Source organism: Yonghaparkia sp. Root332 (genome assembly GCF_001425665.1).
GTDB lineage: Bacteria > Actinomycetota > Actinomycetes > Actinomycetales > Microbacteriaceae > Microcella.
In genome coordinates, this window is sequence record NZ_LMCX01000001.1 from 1,442,694 (window position 1) to 1,459,396 (window position 16,703).

Annotated in this window: 13 protein-coding genes; 8 read left to right on the forward strand and 5 right to left on the reverse strand. The window is 72.8% G+C overall.

Annotated features, from left to right (window positions below; all coding sequences use genetic code 11):
* Positions 1-20: 20 nt before the first annotated feature.
* A complete protein-coding gene (gene rsgA / locus ASC54_RS06945; RefSeq protein WP_055858961.1) occupies positions 21-1,067 on the reverse strand; it encodes a ribosome small subunit-dependent GTPase A in 1,047 nt (348 codons plus the stop codon).
* Entirely contained in the window at positions 1,064-2,473 is a 1,410-nt protein-coding gene (gene aroA, locus ASC54_RS06950; protein WP_055897595.1) for a 3-phosphoshikimate 1-carboxyvinyltransferase, read from the reverse strand. The genes rsgA and aroA overlap by 4 nt, the downstream gene beginning before the upstream one ends.
* A 147-nt stretch (positions 2,474-2,620) precedes the next feature.
* Here aroA and ASC54_RS06955 point away from each other — a divergent pair, with 147 nt between their 5' ends.
* A complete protein-coding gene (locus ASC54_RS06955) occupies positions 2,621-3,223 on the forward strand; it encodes a sigma-70 family RNA polymerase sigma factor (protein ID WP_200932296.1) in 603 nt (200 codons plus the stop codon).
* Positions 3,220-3,462: a zf-HC2 domain-containing protein gene (locus ASC54_RS06960; RefSeq protein ID WP_055855935.1), complete on the forward strand. Its 243-nt coding sequence runs from the start codon at positions 3,220-3,222 to the stop codon at positions 3,460-3,462. Before ASC54_RS06955 ends, ASC54_RS06960 begins: the two co-directional genes overlap by 4 nt.
* Before the next feature lie 80 nt (positions 3,463-3,542).
* On the opposite strand, the gene ASC54_RS06965 is transcribed toward ASC54_RS06960, so the two are convergent.
* Positions 3,543-7,313 carry a multifunctional oxoglutarate decarboxylase/oxoglutarate dehydrogenase thiamine pyrophosphate-binding subunit/dihydrolipoyllysine-residue succinyltransferase subunit gene (locus ASC54_RS06965; RefSeq protein ID WP_082514905.1) on the reverse strand — a complete coding sequence of 1,257 codons (3,771 nt, stop codon included), beginning with the start codon at positions 7,311-7,313 and terminating at the stop codon, positions 3,543-3,545.
* Positions 7,314-7,444: 131 nt separating this feature from the next.
* Between ASC54_RS06965 and ASC54_RS06970 the strand changes: the two genes are divergently transcribed.
* From ASC54_RS06970 to ASC54_RS06980, 3 genes are all read left to right on the forward strand, one after another.
* The gene (locus ASC54_RS06970) at positions 7,445-8,884 is read left to right on the forward strand and encodes a GuaB1 family IMP dehydrogenase-related protein (protein ID WP_055897602.1); all 1,440 of its coding nucleotides are present in this window, start codon (positions 7,445-7,447) and stop codon (positions 8,882-8,884) included.
* Between the two features lie 163 nt (positions 8,885-9,047).
* Positions 9,048-10,370: a hemolysin family protein gene (locus ASC54_RS06975; protein ID WP_055897604.1), complete on the forward strand. Its 1,323-nt coding sequence runs from the start codon at positions 9,048-9,050 to the stop codon at positions 10,368-10,370.
* On the forward strand, positions 10,367-11,416 hold the full coding sequence (locus tag ASC54_RS06980) for a hemolysin family protein (protein ID WP_055855927.1): 1,050 nt from the start codon (positions 10,367-10,369) through the stop codon (positions 11,414-11,416). The genes ASC54_RS06975 and ASC54_RS06980 overlap by 4 nt, the downstream gene beginning before the upstream one ends.
* Positions 11,417-11,509: 93 nt before the next feature.
* On the opposite strand, the gene ASC54_RS06985 is transcribed toward ASC54_RS06980, so the two are convergent.
* Positions 11,510-12,604, reverse strand: a complete 1,095-nt coding sequence (locus tag ASC54_RS06985; RefSeq protein WP_055897607.1) for an NADH:flavin oxidoreductase/NADH oxidase — start codon at positions 12,602-12,604, stop codon at positions 11,510-11,512.
* Positions 12,605-12,773: 169 nt separating this feature from the next.
* Here ASC54_RS06985 and ASC54_RS06990 point away from each other — a divergent pair, with 169 nt between their 5' ends.
* On the forward strand, positions 12,774-13,619 hold the full coding sequence (locus ASC54_RS06990) for an ADP/ATP-dependent (S)-NAD(P)H-hydrate dehydratase (protein WP_055897609.1): 846 nt from the start codon (positions 12,774-12,776) through the stop codon (positions 13,617-13,619).
* Between the two features lie 139 nt (positions 13,620-13,758).
* Here the strand turns inward: ASC54_RS06990 and ASC54_RS06995 are convergent, their stop codons facing one another.
* Complete coding sequence (locus tag ASC54_RS06995) at positions 13,759-14,721, reverse strand: hypothetical protein (RefSeq protein ID WP_055897613.1); 963 nt, start codon at positions 14,719-14,721, stop codon at positions 13,759-13,761.
* 260 nt (positions 14,722-14,981) lie between these two features.
* Between ASC54_RS06995 and ASC54_RS07000 the strand changes: the two genes are divergently transcribed.
* Both ASC54_RS07000 and ASC54_RS07005 read left to right on the forward strand, forming a co-directional pair.
* On the forward strand, positions 14,982-16,394 hold the full coding sequence (locus tag ASC54_RS07000; RefSeq protein ID WP_200932279.1) for a glycosyltransferase 87 family protein: 1,413 nt from the start codon (positions 14,982-14,984) through the stop codon (positions 16,392-16,394).
* Positions 16,391-16,699: a thiamine-binding protein gene (locus ASC54_RS07005; protein ID WP_055897616.1), complete on the forward strand. Its 309-nt coding sequence runs from the start codon at positions 16,391-16,393 to the stop codon at positions 16,697-16,699. The genes ASC54_RS07000 and ASC54_RS07005 overlap by 4 nt, the downstream gene beginning before the upstream one ends.
* Positions 16,700-16,703 lie beyond the last annotated feature (4 nt).

The following is a 16,703-nucleotide window of genomic DNA, read 5'->3' on the forward strand; positions in this document are numbered from 1 at the left end:
GTAGCGGTCGCGAGCCTCGCTCAGTACGCGGACTTGGTGAGCGTCGTCAGCAGCCGCTGCAGCGAGTCGAGACGCTGCGGCCCGAGCGCGCCCAGATCGCCCCGCGCGGCCGCGTCGACGAGCTCGCAGTCGGGCGAGTCGGGGAGGTGCGTGCAGCCGCGCGGGCACGAGCGGGCGACCTCGGCGAGGTCCTCGAACGCGGTGAGGATGCTGTCGGGGTTGACGTGCCCGAGGCCGAACGAGCGCACGCCGGGAGTGTCGATGATCCAGCCGCCGTCGGGCAGCCGCAGCGACACGGTCGAGCTCGAGGTGTGCCGACCGCGCCCCGTCACGGCGTTGACGTGGCCGATCGCGCGCTGGGCGGAGGGCACGAGAGCGTTAACGAGCGTCGACTTGCCGACGCCCGAGTGCCCGACCGCGACGGTCGTGCGGTCGCGCAGCAGAGCGTGCAGCTCGTCGAGCGGGGGATGCTCGGCCGAGCTCGTGACCACGCGCACGTCGAGCCCCGCGAAGTGGGCGAGGAAGGCCGTGGGGTCGGCGAGGTCGGTCTTCGTCACGACGAGCAGCGGAGAGATGCCGGCGTCGAACGCGGCCACGAGGTAGCGGTCTACGAGCCGGGGTCGCGGCTCGGGGTTGGCGGCGGCGACGACGATCATGAGCTGGTCGGCGTTCGCGACCACGATGCGCTCGACGGCGTCGGTGTCGTCGGCGCTGCGTCGCAGAAGGGTGCGGCGCTCGTGCACGCGGACGATGCGCCCGAGAGCGCCCTCCTCGCCGCTCACGTCGCCGACGACGTCGACGCGGTCGCCCGTGACGATCGCGGTCTTGCGCAGCTCGCGGGCGCGCGTGCAGATCACCGCGCGCTCGGACGGTTCGCCCTCGTCGATGAGGGCCAGGTACCGGCCGCGGTCGACCGTGACGATGCGGCCGACGACGGCGTCGTCGTGGGCGGGCCGCTGCTTCGAGCGCGGCCGGTTGGCCTTCGGGTTCGGGCGCGAGCGCACGGCCGACTCGTCGTACGCGCCGTACGGCTCGTCCTCGTCGTCGTCGGGCGGCAGCCAGCTCATGCGGAGCCGGACCCCGCCCGCGCGGAGGCGACGAGACGATGCCACAGCTCGGGGAACTCCGGGAGCGTCTTCGACGTCGCGCCGATGTCGTCGATGTCGATGCCGTCGACGGCGAGCCCGATGACGGCACCCGCGTGGGCCATTCGGTGATCCTCGAACGCGCCCCAGTCGGCGCCGTGGAGGGCGCGCGGCTCGAGGGCGAGCCCGTCGTCGAGCTCGGTCACGGTGCCCCCGGCGCGCGTCAGGTCGTCGGCGAGCGCCGCGAGGCGATCGGTCTCGTGGCCGCGGAGGTGCTCGATGCCCGTGATGCGGCTCGGGGAGTCGGCGAGGGCCACGAGCGCGACGAGCGCGGGCGCGAGCTCGCCCCCGCGCGAGAGGTCGAGGTCGACGCCCGGCATCGAGCGACCGCCGAGCAGCCCCTCGCCGCCGTCGACGACGAGCGCGTCGCCTTCGCGACGGACGGTCGCACCGAAGCGGGGGAGGATCTCGATGAGATCGGCGCCGACCTGCGTCGTCGTCTCGGGCCAGCCCTCGATCGCGACCGTGCCGCCCGCGACGACCGCGGCGATGAGGAAGGGCGCGGCGTTCGAGAGATCGGGCTCGATGTCGACGTCGCGCGCCGCGATCGGCCCGGGCGCGACGACCCACACGCCCTCATCAGGGCTCGAGACCGTCACGCCGCGCGCCTCGAGAGCGGCGATCGTCATCTCGATGTGCGGCATCGACGGCAGCCGCTCGCCCGTGTGCCGCAGGGTGAGACCCTCGGCGAAGCGCGGGGCGGCGAGCAGGAGGCCCGACACGAACTGGCTCGACGCGCTCGCATCGATCGCGACCTCGCCGCCGCGCACCGCGCCCGAGCCCCACAGGCTGAACGGCAGGGCGCCGCGGCCGTCGTCGTTGACGTCGACGCCGAGCGCGCGCAGCGAGTCGATCGTCGTGCGCATGGGGCGCCGCCGCGCGGCCTCGTCGCCGTCGAACGCGACGGGGCCGAGCGCGAGCGCCGCGACGGGCGGGAGGAAGCGCATGACGGTGCCCGCGAGCCCGACGTCGATGCTCGTCGAGCCGGTCAGCTCGGTCGCGGGCGTCACGCGCAGGTCGGGGCCGTAGGCGCCATCGCCCGGCACCTCGTCGATGCCCACGCCGAGCGCGCGCAGCGCCGCGATCATGAGCGCCGAATCGCGCGAGTGCAGGGGCCGGCGCAGCAGCGAGGGGCCGTCGGCGAGAGCGGCCAGCACGAGCTCGCGATTGGTGAGGCTCTTCGATCCGGGCAGGGCGAGCCGGGCGTCCAGCGGGCCGGTCGCTCGCGGCGCGCGCCACGGCCCCTCGTCGCCCGTCGGAGCCGAGTGGTCGGCGCGGTCGTCGTCGTAGGGGCTGAATCGGGGCGAGGAATAGCCGAATACCTGCATCGGTTACAGAGTATCGGCAGCACGAGCGAAGGGAGCCGCCGTATGACGAGCGCCGTCCTCGAGCGCGTGAGCACCGCATCCGTCGACCCCGACGGGGCGCCGCGCACCGGCGCGGCCCCGCAGGCACCGGTCGTAGACTCGCTCCCGATGACTGACGAGCTCGCCGAGCGCCGCCAGCTGTTCCAGGAGCAGGCGCTCCCCTTCATGGACCAGCTCTACGGCGCCGCCATGCGCATGACCAAGAATCCCGCCGACGCCTCCGACCTCGTGCAGGAGACCTTCGTGAAGGCCTTCGCCGCCTTCGGCCAGTTCGAGCAGGGCACGAACCTCAAGGCGTGGCTGTACCGGATCCTGACGAACACGTTCATCAACGTGTACCGCAAGAAGCAGCGCGACCCGTACCAGGGGTCGACCGACGAGCTCGAGGAGTGGCAGCTCGGCAGCGCGCAGTCGGCGACGTCGAGCTCGAGCCGCTCGGCCGAGGCCGAGGCCATCGATCGGATGCCCGCGAGCGCCGTGAAGGACGCCCTCCAGTCGATCCCGGAGGACTTCCGTCTCGCCGTGTACTTCGCGGACGTCGAGGGGTTCTCGTACCAGGAGATCGCCGACATCATGAAGACCCCGGTCGGCACCGTGATGAGCCGGCTCCACCGCGGCAGACGCCTGCTGCGCGAGCTGCTCGCCGACTACGCCCGCGAGCGCGGGATCACGCTGAAGGACACCATGACCACATCGAGGAGCACGACATGACCGACTGCGGCTGCGACAAGGCCAAAGCCGAGCTGGAGGAGTTCCTGCACAACGAGCTCAGCGCCGAGCAGTGCCAGGACATCCGCGACCACATGAGCAACTGCGACGACTGCTCGGCCGAGCATCTCGTCGGCCTCACCCTCACCACCAAGGTGAAGGAGGCCTGCCAGGAGAAGGCGCCGGACGAGCTCCGCGCGATGATCCTCGGCACGATCGAACGTCTGGATGCTCGCGCCTAGCCGCGCGATCCCTCATCCCGAAACGCGAACGGGCCCGCCCCTCCAGACGGAGGAAGCGGGCCCGTTCGGCGTTCTGCGGCCTAGTCGCCGAGCGCCGCGTCCATGATCGCGGCGTGCTCCTGCGCGCTGCGCTTGGTCGATCCGGTCGCGGGCGAGGCGGATGCCGGGCGCGAGATGACGCGGACGGGCCGGCCCCCGCGCTTGGCGCTCTCGAGCGCGAAGAAGGGCCAGGCGCCCTGGTTCTCGGGCTCGTCCTGCACCCACACCAGCTCGGCGTTCGGGTACCGGTCGAAGACCTCCTGCAGCTCGGCCTCGGGCAGCGGGTAGAACTGCTCGAGCCGCACGAGTGCGACGTCGTTCGTGCCGCGCTTCTCGATCTCGCTCTTGAGGTCGTAGTGGATCTTGCCGGCGTGCACGAGCACGCGACGCACCGACTGCGCGTCGGTGATGTTCGCGTCGTCGAGCACGGGCTCGAAGCGGCCCTCGGTGAAGTCGGCGACCTCGCTCGTCGCACCGCGCAGGCGCAGCATCGCCTTCGGAGTGAAGACGATGAGCGGGCGGCGGGGGCGCGCGTAGGCCTGGCGACGCAGCAGGTGGAAGTACGACGCGGGCGTCGAGGGGCGCGCGACGGTCATGTTGTCCTCCGCCGCGAGCTGCAGGTAGCGCTCGATGCGCGCCGACGAGTGGTCGGGGCCCTGGCCCTCGTAGCCGTGCGGCAGCAGCAGCACGACGCTCGAGCGCTGGTTCCACTTCTGCTCGGCGGAGGAGATGAACTCGTCGATGATCGTCTGCGCGCCGTTGGCGAAGTCGCCGAACTGCGCCTCCCACAGCACGAGCGAGTCGGGGCGCTCGACCGAGTAGCCGTACTCGAAGCCCATGGTCGCGTACTCGCTCAGGAGCGAGTCGTAGATCCAGAGCTTCGCCTGGTTCTCGGCGAGGTTCGCGAGCGGCAGCCACTCCTGGCCGTTGGCGCGGTCGTGGAGCACGGCGTGGCGCTGCACGAACGTGCCGCGGCGCGAGTCCTGGCCCGACATGCGCACGGGCGTGCCCTCCATGAGGAGGGAGCCGAGGGCGAGCAGCTCGCCGAAGCCCCAGTCGATGCCGCCGTTGCGGCTCATCTCGACGCGCTTCTTGAGCATCGCCTGCAGCTTGCCGTGGATCGTGAAGCCGGCGGGCGGGTTGTCGTGGGCGTCGCCGATGTGCTGGATGACCTCCACCGGCACGCCGGTCGTCTCCGGCTCCGCCGCGATGGTCTCCATCGCGGGCGAGGCGACCGCGCCGGCTCCGACGACGGGGATCTGCCCCGTCTGGACGGCGTGGGTCTCGGCGAAGGCGACCTCGAGGCGCTCCTGGAAGTCGCGGTGCGCGGCGTCGAACTCGTCCGGCGTGATGTCGCCGCGGCCGACGAGCGACTCGGTGTAGAGGGTGCGCACCGAGCGCTTGGCCTCGATGAGGTTGTACATGAGCGGCTGCGTCATCGAGGGGTCGTCGCCCTCGTTGTGGCCGCGGCGGCGGTAGCAGATCAGGTCGATCACGACGTCGCGCTTGAACTCCTGCCGGTAGGCGAAGGCGAGCTCGGCGACGCGGGTGACGGCCTCGGGGTCGTCGCCGTTCACGTGGAAGATCGGCGCCTGGATGGTCTTGGCGACATCCGTCGAGTAGTTCGACGAGCGCGCCTCCCCCGGGGGCGTGGTGAAGCCCACCTGGTTGTTGACGACGACGTGGATCGTGCCGCCCGTCCGGAAGCCGCGCAGCTGCGACAGCTGCAGGGTCTCGAGCACGACGCCCTGGCCGGCCATCGCCGCGTCGCCGTGCACGAGCACGGGGAGGACACCGAACTGGCCGTCGCCCTTGCGGTCCTGCTTGGCCCGGACGATGCCCTCGAGCACGCCGTTCACGGCCTCGAGGTGCGAGGGGTTCGCGGCGAGGTAGACGGGGATCTGCTTGCCGCTCATCGCGGTGAAGACGCCCTCGGTTCCGAGGTGGTACTTCACGTCGCCCGAGCCCTGCACGCTGCGCGGGTCCTGCGTCCCCTCGAACTCGCGGAAGATCTGGCCGTAGGTCTTGCCGGCGATGTTGGCGAGCACGTTGAGGCGGCCGCGGTGCGCCATGCCGATCGCGACCTCGTCCATCTCGGCCTCGGCGGCTCCCTGGAGGATCTCGTCGAGCAGCGGGATCACCGACTCGCCGCCCTCGAGGCTGAAGCGCTTCTGACCGACGTACTTGGTCTGCAGGAAGGTCTCGAACGCCTCGGCCTGGTTGAGCTTGCCGAGGATGCGCATCTGCTCGTCGTGCGTCGGCTTCTGGTACGGCCGCTCCAGGCGGTCCTGGAACCAGCGGCGCTGCGCCGGGTCGGCGATGTGCATGTACTCGAGGCCCACCGTGCGGCAGTAGGAGTCGCGGAGGACGCCGAGGATGTCGCGCAGGAGCATCGTGCGCCGGCCGCCGAAGCCGCCCGTGACGAACTCGCGATCCAGATCCCAGAAGGTCAGGCCGTGGCTCGCGATGTCGAGGTCGGGGTGCGAGCGCTGGCGGTACTCCAGCGGGTCGACGTCGGCCATGAGGTGGCCGCGAACACGGTACGCATTGATGAGCTCGTGCACGCGCGCCGTCTTGTTGATCTGGTCCGCGAGGTCGACGTGGATGTCCTGCGCCCAGTGAATCGGGTCGTAGGGGATCCGCAGGTCGGCGAAGATGTCCTCGTAGAAGCCGCGCTGCCCGATGAGCAGCTCATGCACCTTCTTGAGGAACTCGCCCGAGCCCGCGCCCTGGATGACGCGGTGGTCGTACGTGCTCGTGAGCGTGATGGTCTTGCCGATGCCGAGCTCGGCGAGCGTCGCGGGCGACGAGCCCTGGAACTCAGCCGGGTACTCCAGCGCGCCGGCGCCGATGATGGCGCCCTGACCGCGCATGAGGCGCGGTACCGAGTGCACCGTGCCGATGCCGCCGGGGTTGGTCAGCGAGATGGTGTTGCCCTGGAAGTCGGAGGCGGCGAGCTTGTTGTCGCGCGCCCGCTTGACGACGTCCTCGTAGGCGGTGAGGAAGTCGCCGAAGCCCATCGTCTCGCACTTCTTGATGCCGGGCACGAGGAGGGCGCGCGAGCCGTCGGGCTTGGGCAGGTCGATCGCGATGCCGAGGTTGATGTGCGCGGGCGTGACCACGACCGGCTTGCCGTCGACCTCGTCGTAGTAGACGTTCTGGCTCGGGAACTCGCGCAGCGCGCGGACCATCGCCCACGCGATCAGGTGCGTGAAGGAGACCTTGCCGCCGCGGGCGCGCTTGAGGTGGTTGTTGATGACGATCCGGTTGTCGATCATCAGCTTCGCGGGGATCGTGCGCACGCTCGTCGCGGTCGGGACGCTCAACGAGGCGTCCATGTTGGAGGCGAGGGTCTTGGCCATGCCCCTGAGCGGGGTGACCGTGTCCTCCGCCGGTTCCTCGGCATCGGCCGTCGCCGCGGGCGCGGAGGCCGTCGCGGGCGCCTGCGCGGGGATCGGCTGGCGCTGCGGGGGAGCGGAGGTCGTGCGGGCCACCGGCTGGCTGCCGGTGATCGGGACGGACGCCGGCGGGACGGAGGACGCCGCGGGCACCGAGGCGGGGGCCGCCTCGGGTGCGTCCATCGCGACCGGGGCGGGGGATGCCGCGGGAAGGGGCTCGGCGTCCGACGCGGGCGGCGGGGCGTCGGCGAGAGCCGACTGGTGGTACTTCTCGAGGATCGGCCACCATGACGGGTCGACCGAGTTCCTGTCGGCCTTGTACTGCTCGTACATCTCGTCAACGAGCCACTCGTTGGCACCGAACTCGCCCGCGGCGCCGCCGTCGGGGCTCACTCCGGTCACTTGGCTTGACACAGCCGACCGCCCACTTCCGTTTCGCTAGATGCTCGGATCGAATGGGAACCCTCGCTGGTCCCCAGCCCGTCAAGCCTACCCATGGAAGTCCCGCCCCCCGTGCGCGAGAGGCCCGCCGTAGTCTGAAAGATGTGCGATTCTTCGACGAACGACCCGCCCACGATCTGACCTACTCCGACGTGTTCCTGGTGCCGGGCCGATCGGATGTCGGAAGCCGGCTGAGCGCGGACCTGACGGTCGACGACGCGACCGCCCTGGGCATCCCCCTCGTCGCCGCGAACATGACGTCGGTGACGGGCCCGCGCCTCGCCGCCGCCCTGGCTCGCCGCGGCGGTCTCGGGGTGCTGCCGCAGGACACCCCGCTCGGCGAGCTCGACGCCGCGATCCGCGCCGTGAAGAGCGCGCACGTCATGCTCGACCCGCTCGTCGCGGTGGGCGTCGAGACGACGATCGCCGAGGCGCTGCGGCGCGCCCCCGACACCGCGGGCGCCCTGCTGACCGTCGTCGACGCCGACGGGGCGCCCGAGCGGTGCATCCCCGTCAGCCGCCTGCGCGGCGCGCTGCCCGATTCGCGCATCGGCGACCTCGTCGGCGACCCCGTGCCCGCCCTCGACGACGAGGACGTCACCGACCCGCGCCAGGCCTTCGACCTCATCGACGCGGCGGGCGTCGACGCCGTCGCCGTCATGCACCACGGGCGCATCATCGGCTCGCTGAGCGCGCGCAGCGCCGTGCGCGCCACGCTCTACACCCCGGCGACGGATGCCCGTGGCCGGCTCCGCGTCGCGGCCGCGATCGGCGCCAACGGCGACCCGGCGGCGCGGGCCGAGGCGCTCGTCCGGGCCGGCGTCGACGTCATCGTGCTCGACACCGCGCACGGCCACCAGGCGTCGATGCTCGCGGCCGTGCGGGCGGTGGCTGTTAAGGAGCTGGGCGTCCCGCTCGTCGCGGGCAACGTGGTGACCCCGGAGGCCGTGCACGACCTCGTCGAGGCGGGGGCCGACATCCTCAAGGTCGGCGTCGGTCCGGGCGCCATGTGCACGACGCGCATGATGACCGCCGTCGGCCGCCCGCAGTTCTCTGCCGTGCTCGACACCGCGCAGGCGGCCCGCGAGAAGGGCGCCCGCGTCTGGGCCGACGGCGGCGTGCGCTACCCGCGCGACGTCGCGCTCGCGCTCGCGGCGGGAGCCTCGGCCGTCATGATCGGCTCGTGGTTCGCCGGCACGCTCGAGGCGCCGGGCGAGATCGAGGTCGACGACCAGGGGCGCTGGTTCAAGAGCTCCTGGGGCATGGCGTCGACGCGCGCCGTCGAGCAGCGGTTCCGGCGGCTCGACGCCTTCGAGCGGGCGCGCAAGACGCTCTTCGCGGAGGGAATCTCGAGCTCGCGCATCCTGATCGATCCGCAGCGACCCTCGATCGACGACCTGCTCGACATGATCACCTCGGGCCTGCGCTCGTCGATGACGTACGCGGGCGCGGCCACGCTGCCGCAGTTCCGCGAGCGGGCGGTCGTCGGCGTGCAGTCGGCCGCGGGCTACGAGGAGGGGAAGGCGCTGCCGGTCTCGTGGTGAGCGTCCGCCCCGCGAGGGTGCGCGTCGTCGAGAGCGCGCCCCCGGGCATCCGACGCTCAGCCGCGCCGGGGTCGCCTGGCTATACTTCCTCGCATCATGGATGACCCGCCGTCTTCGCCGTCCGACCCCAGTCATAGTCCCTCGCCGATGATCGGGGGCACCCGTGGGCGCTGAGTGGATCCTCCTCGGCGCGGGCGTGCTCCTCACCATCGGCACCGGCTTCTTCGTCGCGAGCGAGTTCGCGCTCGTCAATCTCGATCGCTCCGATCTCGAGGCGCGCCAGGCGCGCGGCGAGAAGCGGCTCGGGCCCACGATCGCGGCCCTCAAGATCACCTCGACGCACCTCTCGAGCGCGCAGCTGGGCATCACGCTCACGACGCTCCTCACGGGCTACACGATGGAGCCCGCCATCTCGATGATGCTCGCCGGGCCGCTCACGGCCCTCGGCCTGCCGGAGGGCGCCGTGAGCGTCGTCGGCACGATCGTCGCCGTCGTCATCGCGACGCTGCTGTCGATGATCGTCGGCGAGCTCGTGCCGAAGAACTTCGCGCTGTCGCTGCCGCGCCAGACGGCGAAGCTCGTCATCCCCTTCCAGACGCTGTTCACGACGGTGTTCAAGCCGGCGATCTCGCTGCTGAACAACACGGCGAACGCCATCCTCCGCGCCGTCGGCATCGAGCCGAAGGAGGAGCTCAGCGGCGCCCGCACGGCGGAGGAGCTCGCCTCGCTCGTGCGACGCTCCGCGAAGGAGGGCTCGCTCGAGGCCGACACGGCGACGCTGCTCTCGCGCACGCTCGCGTTCTCGCAGCACTCCGCCTCCGACGTCATGACCCCGCGACCGCGCGTCGCGAGCATCGACCGCACCGACTCGGCGCTCGCCGTGATCGAGCTCGCGCGCCGCACGGGCTTCTCGCGCTTCCCCGTCACCGACGATTCGATCGACGACATCGTCGGCATCGTGCACGTCAAGCAGGCCGTCGCGGTGCCGCACGACCGGCGCCCCGACGTGCCCGTCTCCGCGCTGCAGAGCGACGCGCTGCGCGTGCCCGAGACGATGATGCTCGACACCCTGCTCGCCGAGCTGCGCGGCCGCGGCTACCAGATGGCCGTCGTCGTCGACGAGTACGGCGGCACGGCGGGCGTCGCGACGCTGGAGGACCTCGTGGAGGAGCTCGTCGGCGAGGTCTCCGACGAGCACGACCGCGTGCTCGTCGGCGTCGTCCGCTCGCGCGACTGGCTGACCTTCCCCGGCATCCTCCGGCCCGACGAGCTGCGCGACCGCGCGGGGGTCTCGGTGCCGGACGACGGCCCGTGGGAGACCGTCGGCGGCTGGATGATGTCCGAGCTCGGCCGCCTGCCGGCCGTCGGCGATCTCGTCGAGATCGACGCGGGCGCCTTCCGCGTCGAGAGGCTCGACGGCCGCCGCATCGACCGCGTCCGCTACACCCCGAGACCGGTCATCGAGGACGAGGAGGCCGGTCGATGATCAGCGACTCCGACTGGTGGGGACTCGCCTGGCTCGTCGTCCTCCTCGCCGGCAACGCGTTCTTCGTCGGCGCCGAGTTCGCCGTCATCTCGGCCAAGCGCTCGCAGATCGAGCCGCGCGCCGAGGCGGGATCCCGTGCCGCGAAGACCGCCCTCTGGGCCATGGAGCACGCGACGCTCATGCTCGCGACGAGCCAGCTGGGCATCACGGTGTGCTCGCTGCTCATCCTGAACGTCTCCGAGCCGGCCATCCACCACATCCTCGAGATCCCGCTGCAGCTCACGGGGCTGCCGTACGAGGTCGTGAGCGGCGTCGCGTTCACGATCGCGCTGCTCATCGTGTCGTTCCTGCACGTGGTGCTCGGCGAGATGGTGCCGAAGAACATCTCGTTCTCGCTGCCGACGCGCTCGGTGCTGCTGCTCGCGCCCCCGCTCGTGGCGGTCGCGCGCGTGCTCCGCTTCGTCATCGTCGCTCTCAACTCGGTCGCGAACGGCGTGCTGCGCCTGTTCCGCGTCGAGCCGAAGGACGAGGCGACGAGCGCCTTCACGCTCGAGGAGGTCGCGACGATCGTCGAGCAGTCGCAGCGCGAGGGTCTCCTCCACGACCGCTCGGGCGCGCTCAGCGCGGCCTTCGAGTTCACGACGAAGAAGGTCGACGACGTCGCCGTGCCGATGGGCGAGCTCGTCCACCTGCCGGAGGACGCCTCGCCCGCCGACGTCGAGCGGGCGGTCGCTCAGCGCGGCTTCAGCCGCTACGTCCTCGTCGACGACGACGGCGAGCCCACCGGCTACGTGCACCTGAAGGACGTCATCGACCTCGACGAGGACGAGTTCGACGACCCGGTGCCGCCGAAGCGCATCCGTCGCCTCGTGTCGATCCTCGCGAGCGCAGACCTGGAGGACGGCCTCGCCGTCATGCGCCGCTCGGGCGCCCACCTCGCTCGCTCGGTCGACGCGCAGGGCAGCACGACGGGCGTGCTCTTCCTCGAGGACATCATCGAGGAGCTCGTCGGCGAGGTGCAGGACGCCACTCGCCGCCGCCCCTAGGCGGGGGCTCGCGCAGACGACGACGGCGCCGCTCCCGAGGGGGCGGCGCCGTCGTGCGAGAGGTCGCGCTCCGCGCGCGGTGCGGATGCGCCCCTAGAAGAACGCGCGCCGGTACTGCGGCGGCACGAGCTGCTGCAGCGCCGCCTCATCGCCGAGGTCGCGCGCGAAGCTCAGCGCGGCATGCGGGTCGCGCATCCACTTGCGCCCCATGAGGATGGCGTCGGCCTGACCGGAATCGATGATCTGCTCGGCCTGCGCAGCCTCCGTGATGAGCCCCACGGCGGCGACGGGCACGTCGCCCTCCGAGCGCACGTGCGCCGCGAGCGGCACCTGGTAGCCGGGCCCGACCGGGATCGACGCGCGCACGAGCCCGCCGCTGGAGATGTCGAAGAGATCGGCGCCCGCCTCGAGCGACCAGGCCGCGACCTGAGCGGTCTGCTGCTCGTCCCAGCCGCCCTCCGTCCAGTCGGTGGCCGAGAAGCGCACGAGCACGGGGACGTCGACGGCCGCGCGCACCGCGCGCACCACGTCGAGCACGATGCGCGCGCGGTTCTCGAGCGAGCCGCCCCACGCGTCGTGGCGCTGGTTCGACAGCGGCGAGAGGAACTGGTGGAGGAGGTAGCCGTGGGCGGCGTGAACTTCGACGAGATCGAAGCCCGCCGCGACGGAGCGGCGCGCCGCGTCGGCGAAGGCGGCCACGACATCCGCGATGCCCTGCTCGTCGAGGGCGACGGGCGCGTCGTAGCCGTCGAAGGCGATCGCCGAGGGGGCCACCGTCTGCCAGCCGGCCTCGCTGACCGGCATCGTGCCGCGGCCCGACCACCCCTCGGGCGTCTCGCCCCACTCGGGGTAGATGCTCGCCTTGCGTCCGGCGTGCGCGAGCTGGATGCCGGCCGCCGCGCCCTGCGAGTGCACGAAGTCGACCACGCGCGACCAGGCCTCGGCCTGCGCGTCGTTCCAGATGCCGGTGTCGTGGGGGCTGATGCGCCCCTCGGGCGTCACGGCGGTCGCCTCGGCGATCACGAGGCCGGCACCGCCGCGCGCGAACGAGCCCAGGTGGGCGAGGTGCCAGTCGGTGGGCACGCCGTCGCGCGCGATGACGGAGTACTCGCACAGGGCGGCCACCCACAGTCGGTTGCGCAGCGTGAGGGAGCGGACGGTGAGCGGGGAGAAGAGCGCAGAGGTCACGAGACAGTGCAAGCAGCCAGCGGCCCGGGGTATTCCTGGGAGCGGCCGCGCGGGTGGGGGCGGCCGTGCGCGGGGGCGGGTGCGGCCGGGCAGGCGGGCGCGGTCGGGAGCCCCGCGCTCGTGCGAGCGGACGGGCCGGGCGTCGAGCGCCGCTCGATAGGGTGTCGGCGTGACAGGCCCGACGCAGTTCCTCCCCGACGCCGCCGCTCGCCTCCTCGCCGTCCCCGGCGAGCACGACGACAAGTACCGGCGCGGCGTGCTCGGCGTCGTGACCGGCTCGGCTCAGTATCCGGGGGCCGCGGTGCTCGGCGTCGAGGCGGCCCTGCGCACCGGCGTCGGCATGGTCCGCTACCTCGGCCCCGATCGTGCCGCCGACCTCGTCCTGCATCGCCGCCCCGAGGCGGTCACCGAGCCGGGGCGCGTGCAGGCGTGGCTCCTGGGCAGCGGGATGCCCGTGCCCGGGCACGGCGGGGAGCGCGACGCCGCCACGCGCGACCGCTTCGAGCGCGCGCTCGAGTCGGGTCGCCCCCTCGTGCTCGACGCCGGCGCGCTCGATCTCGCAGCCTCGTCGACGGCGCCCACGGTCATCACTCCGCACGCCGGGGAGCTCGCCCGGCTCACGAGCGTCGACGCGGACGCGGTGCGCGCCGACCCGCTCGGCTCCGCCCGCCGGGCGGCCGAGCGCTTCGGGGTGACCGTGCTGCTCAAGGGGCACACGACGCATGTCGTGGGTTCCACGGGCGAGGAGCTCGTGGCGCGATCGGCGCCCGCGTGGCTCGCGACCGCGGGGGCGGGGGATGCCCTCGCGGGCATCCTCGGAGCCCTCGTCGCGACGCACGGCGACGCGGTCGTCGACGATGCGGCGCTGCTGGGGCGGCTCGCGGCGGCGGCCGCGGTGATCCACGGGCTGGCGGCGCAGCGCGCCTCGGCCGGCGGGCCCTTCACGGTGCTCGACCTGTGCCGCGAGCTCGGCCCGACGATCGCGCAGCTCGTGAAGTACCGCCCGGTCGTGTAGCGCGCGGGCCCCCCGCCCGGCCCCCGCCCGGCCCCCGCCCGGCCCCCGCGCCCGCGCCCTCACACGCGCTCGGCCCCGAACATGAGCTGCTTTAGTGAGCGGGCGCGGCTTCGGTCGAGCGCATCATCATCAAACCCGCTCATCGTCGCTCGCGGCCGGGGAAGAGGAAGCCGGCGGCCCGCAGGCGCGCCGCGAGCCGCATCGGCGCGAGCGCGACGGCCCACCCCGCCCGAGCCATGCCGCGCACGCGAGCGCGAATCTCGTCCTCGCGCTCCTTCTCCGCGACGAGCACCTCCTCCGCGGTGCGGCCGCCGCGCAGTGCGGGGTCGAGGTACTTGGCCCTGCCGTCGAACTCGAGCACGAAGTCCTGGTCGGGCCAGTAGCAGTCGACGAAGTACCGTCGGCCCGAGTCGCCGCGGAACTCCCACTGCAGCTCGGGCTGCGGCAGACCGAGCAGGTGGATGCTCGCCCGCAGCAGCGACTCGCCCGGGCTCTCCGCGCGAGCGTCGGCAAGCTGCGCGACCGTGAGCGCGCGCGTCCGGCCGTGTCGCACGGGGCGGCGCTCCGCCTCCTGCAGGAGCAGGTCCTGGTCGAGCGGCGCGCGAAGGAGGGCTCGCGCCGAGCTTCCGCGGACCGCGGCGTCGGCGGCCATGAGCCCGGCGGCGAGGGATCGCGTCGCTGAGACGTCCGACACCGTCCGCGCGAGCGAGGTCACCGGGAGGCCGTCGATGTGCTCACCAGGATCCGGCCGGGAGGTGACGTGACGGATCAGCCCGCCGGAGTGCCGCCCGCCTCCCCGGCTCGGGCGGACCGAGTGCACGGTCGAGGGCCACCCGTCGATCGTCGGCAGCCGCCAGAGCGCCAGCGCGCTCGGTCCGCAGAGCAGCTCGTCCGACGCGAGGCCGCCCGATGCGGCATGCACGAGCGCGCGATACCGCGCGTCGGGGTCAAGCTGATCCCATGCCTCGTAGTGGATGTACACGCCACGCGCGAGACGGATCAGGGTCGACCGGCGCGCGGCATCGATGGTGGCGCTCCGATCCGAGGGGGTGGCGATGCCACGGAGCCGGATGAGCCCGCGGTCGTCAGCGAAGTCGTTCATGGCCGGAGCATCGAGCAGGTCGAGCCGGCGCCGCAGCCGCAGGTGGAATGACGGGGGATTCCGTCCGTGCACGGTGCGCTGGTGACGACACGCAGAGCCCGCTCGCCGCCCCAGCCCGCTCGAGGATGCGCAGGTCTGATGACGATGAGCGCTGTCGATGCGGCGCTTGCTCATCAAACCCGCTCATCGTCAAGGGTGGAGGGCGCGGGTGGCGTGCGCGGGCGAGCGGTCGTGCGCGCACCCGCCACTACGCTGGGCCGGTGACCGAGCCCCGCAGCGAGCGCCCCACGGCGGACGCGCGCACGGCGCGGGCGGGCACCTCGGACGCGCGCACGGCGCGGGCGGGCACGGCGCGGGTCGCCGTCGCCCGCGGCCTCGCCGAGCTGGGCGCGCATCCCCTCGCCCTGTGGTCGGCGTTCGGCGTCATCCACCTGTGGCTCATCGCCTACAACCTTCTCGGCCCCGGGCTGCCGCTCGGCGACGTGACGCTCGTGTACCGCTTCTGGGTCGAGCAGGGCCTCATCGCGAACGACTGGGTCGGCATCGACTCGTCGTGGGTGTACCCGATCGTCGCGCTCGTGCCGATGCTCGCCGCGTACGTGCTCGGCCCCGACCCGTACCCGATCGTCTGGCTCGTGATCGTCATGCTCATGAACGCGGGCGCGCTGCTGGTGATCGCGGGAGCCGGCCGTCGCGTGCGCGATGCGGCCGCCGCCTGGTGGTGGATGCTCTTCCTCCTCGCCCTCGGACCGATCGCGCTCGGCCGCATCGACTCGATCACGGCTCCTCTCGCAGTCGCCGCGGTCGCCCTGCTCGCCCGCCACCCCCGGACCGCCGCCGGGCTCCTCGCCCTCGCGGCGTGGATCAAGGTGTGGCCCGCCGCGATCCTCCTCGCCGCGGTCATCGGGCTGCGCGAGCGCGCGCGCGTCGTGCTCGCGACGGTCGCCGTGACGATGGTCGTCGTCGCGGGCGGGCTCGCGGTCGGCGCGGGCGCCTCGCTGCTGTCTCCGCTCACCGAGCAGTCGGGGCGCGGCCTGCAGGTCGAGGCGCCGCTCACGACGCCGTGGCTGTGGGCGGCGTGGGCGGGGGAGTGGAGCGCGCGCGTCTACTACGACCGCGACATCCTCACCTGGCAGGTGTTCGGCGAGGGCTCGCAGCAGGCGGCAGCGCTCGCGACGCCGCTACTCGCGATCGTCGTGCTCGCGATCGTCGCGCTCGGCCTCCTCGCGCTGCGCGCGGGGGCGCCCGAGGCGCGGCTCGTCCCCGCCCTCGCGCTCGCGCTCGTCGCCGCGCTCATCGTCGTCAACAAGGTCGGCTCGCCCCAGTTCGGCACGTGGCTCGCCGCACCGGTCGTCCTCGGCATCCTGTGGCGGGCGCGCGGCGGCGCGTCCTTCGCGGTGCCGGCCGGGCTCGCGCTCGCGATCGGCGCGCTCACGCAGGCCGTGTACCCGTTCCAGTACGGCGAGCTGCTGGGGCTGCAGACGTCGCTCGTCGTGATCCTGACCCTCCGCAACGCGCTCGACGTCGTGCTGCTGGTGTGGGCGGTCGTCGCGGTGGTGCGGGCGTGGCGGTCCGGAGCGACGGGCGCCGAGCATCCGCCCCGCGCCCGTCGTGGCACGCTGGAGGTCGACGGCCCCGCGGGCCGCGCGAGAGACAGGGAGCCCCACTCATGATCGTCGCCTTCTCGGTCGCCCCCTCGGGCGGATCCTCGACGGACTCGGTGCATGACGCGGTCGCCGCCGCCGTGCGCGTCGTGCGGGAATCGGGGCTGCCGAACCGCACGAGCAGCATGTTCACCGAGGTCGAGGGGGAGTGGGACGAGGTCATGGAGGTCGTGCGGCGCGCGACCGAGGCGGTCGGCGCCTACGGCTCGCGCGTCTCGCTCGTGCTCAAGGCCGACATCCGCCCCGGCCACGTCGGCGAGCTCGACGGCAAGGTCGAGCGTCTCGAGGCCGCGATCGCGCGCCAGGAGGCGTAGCCCC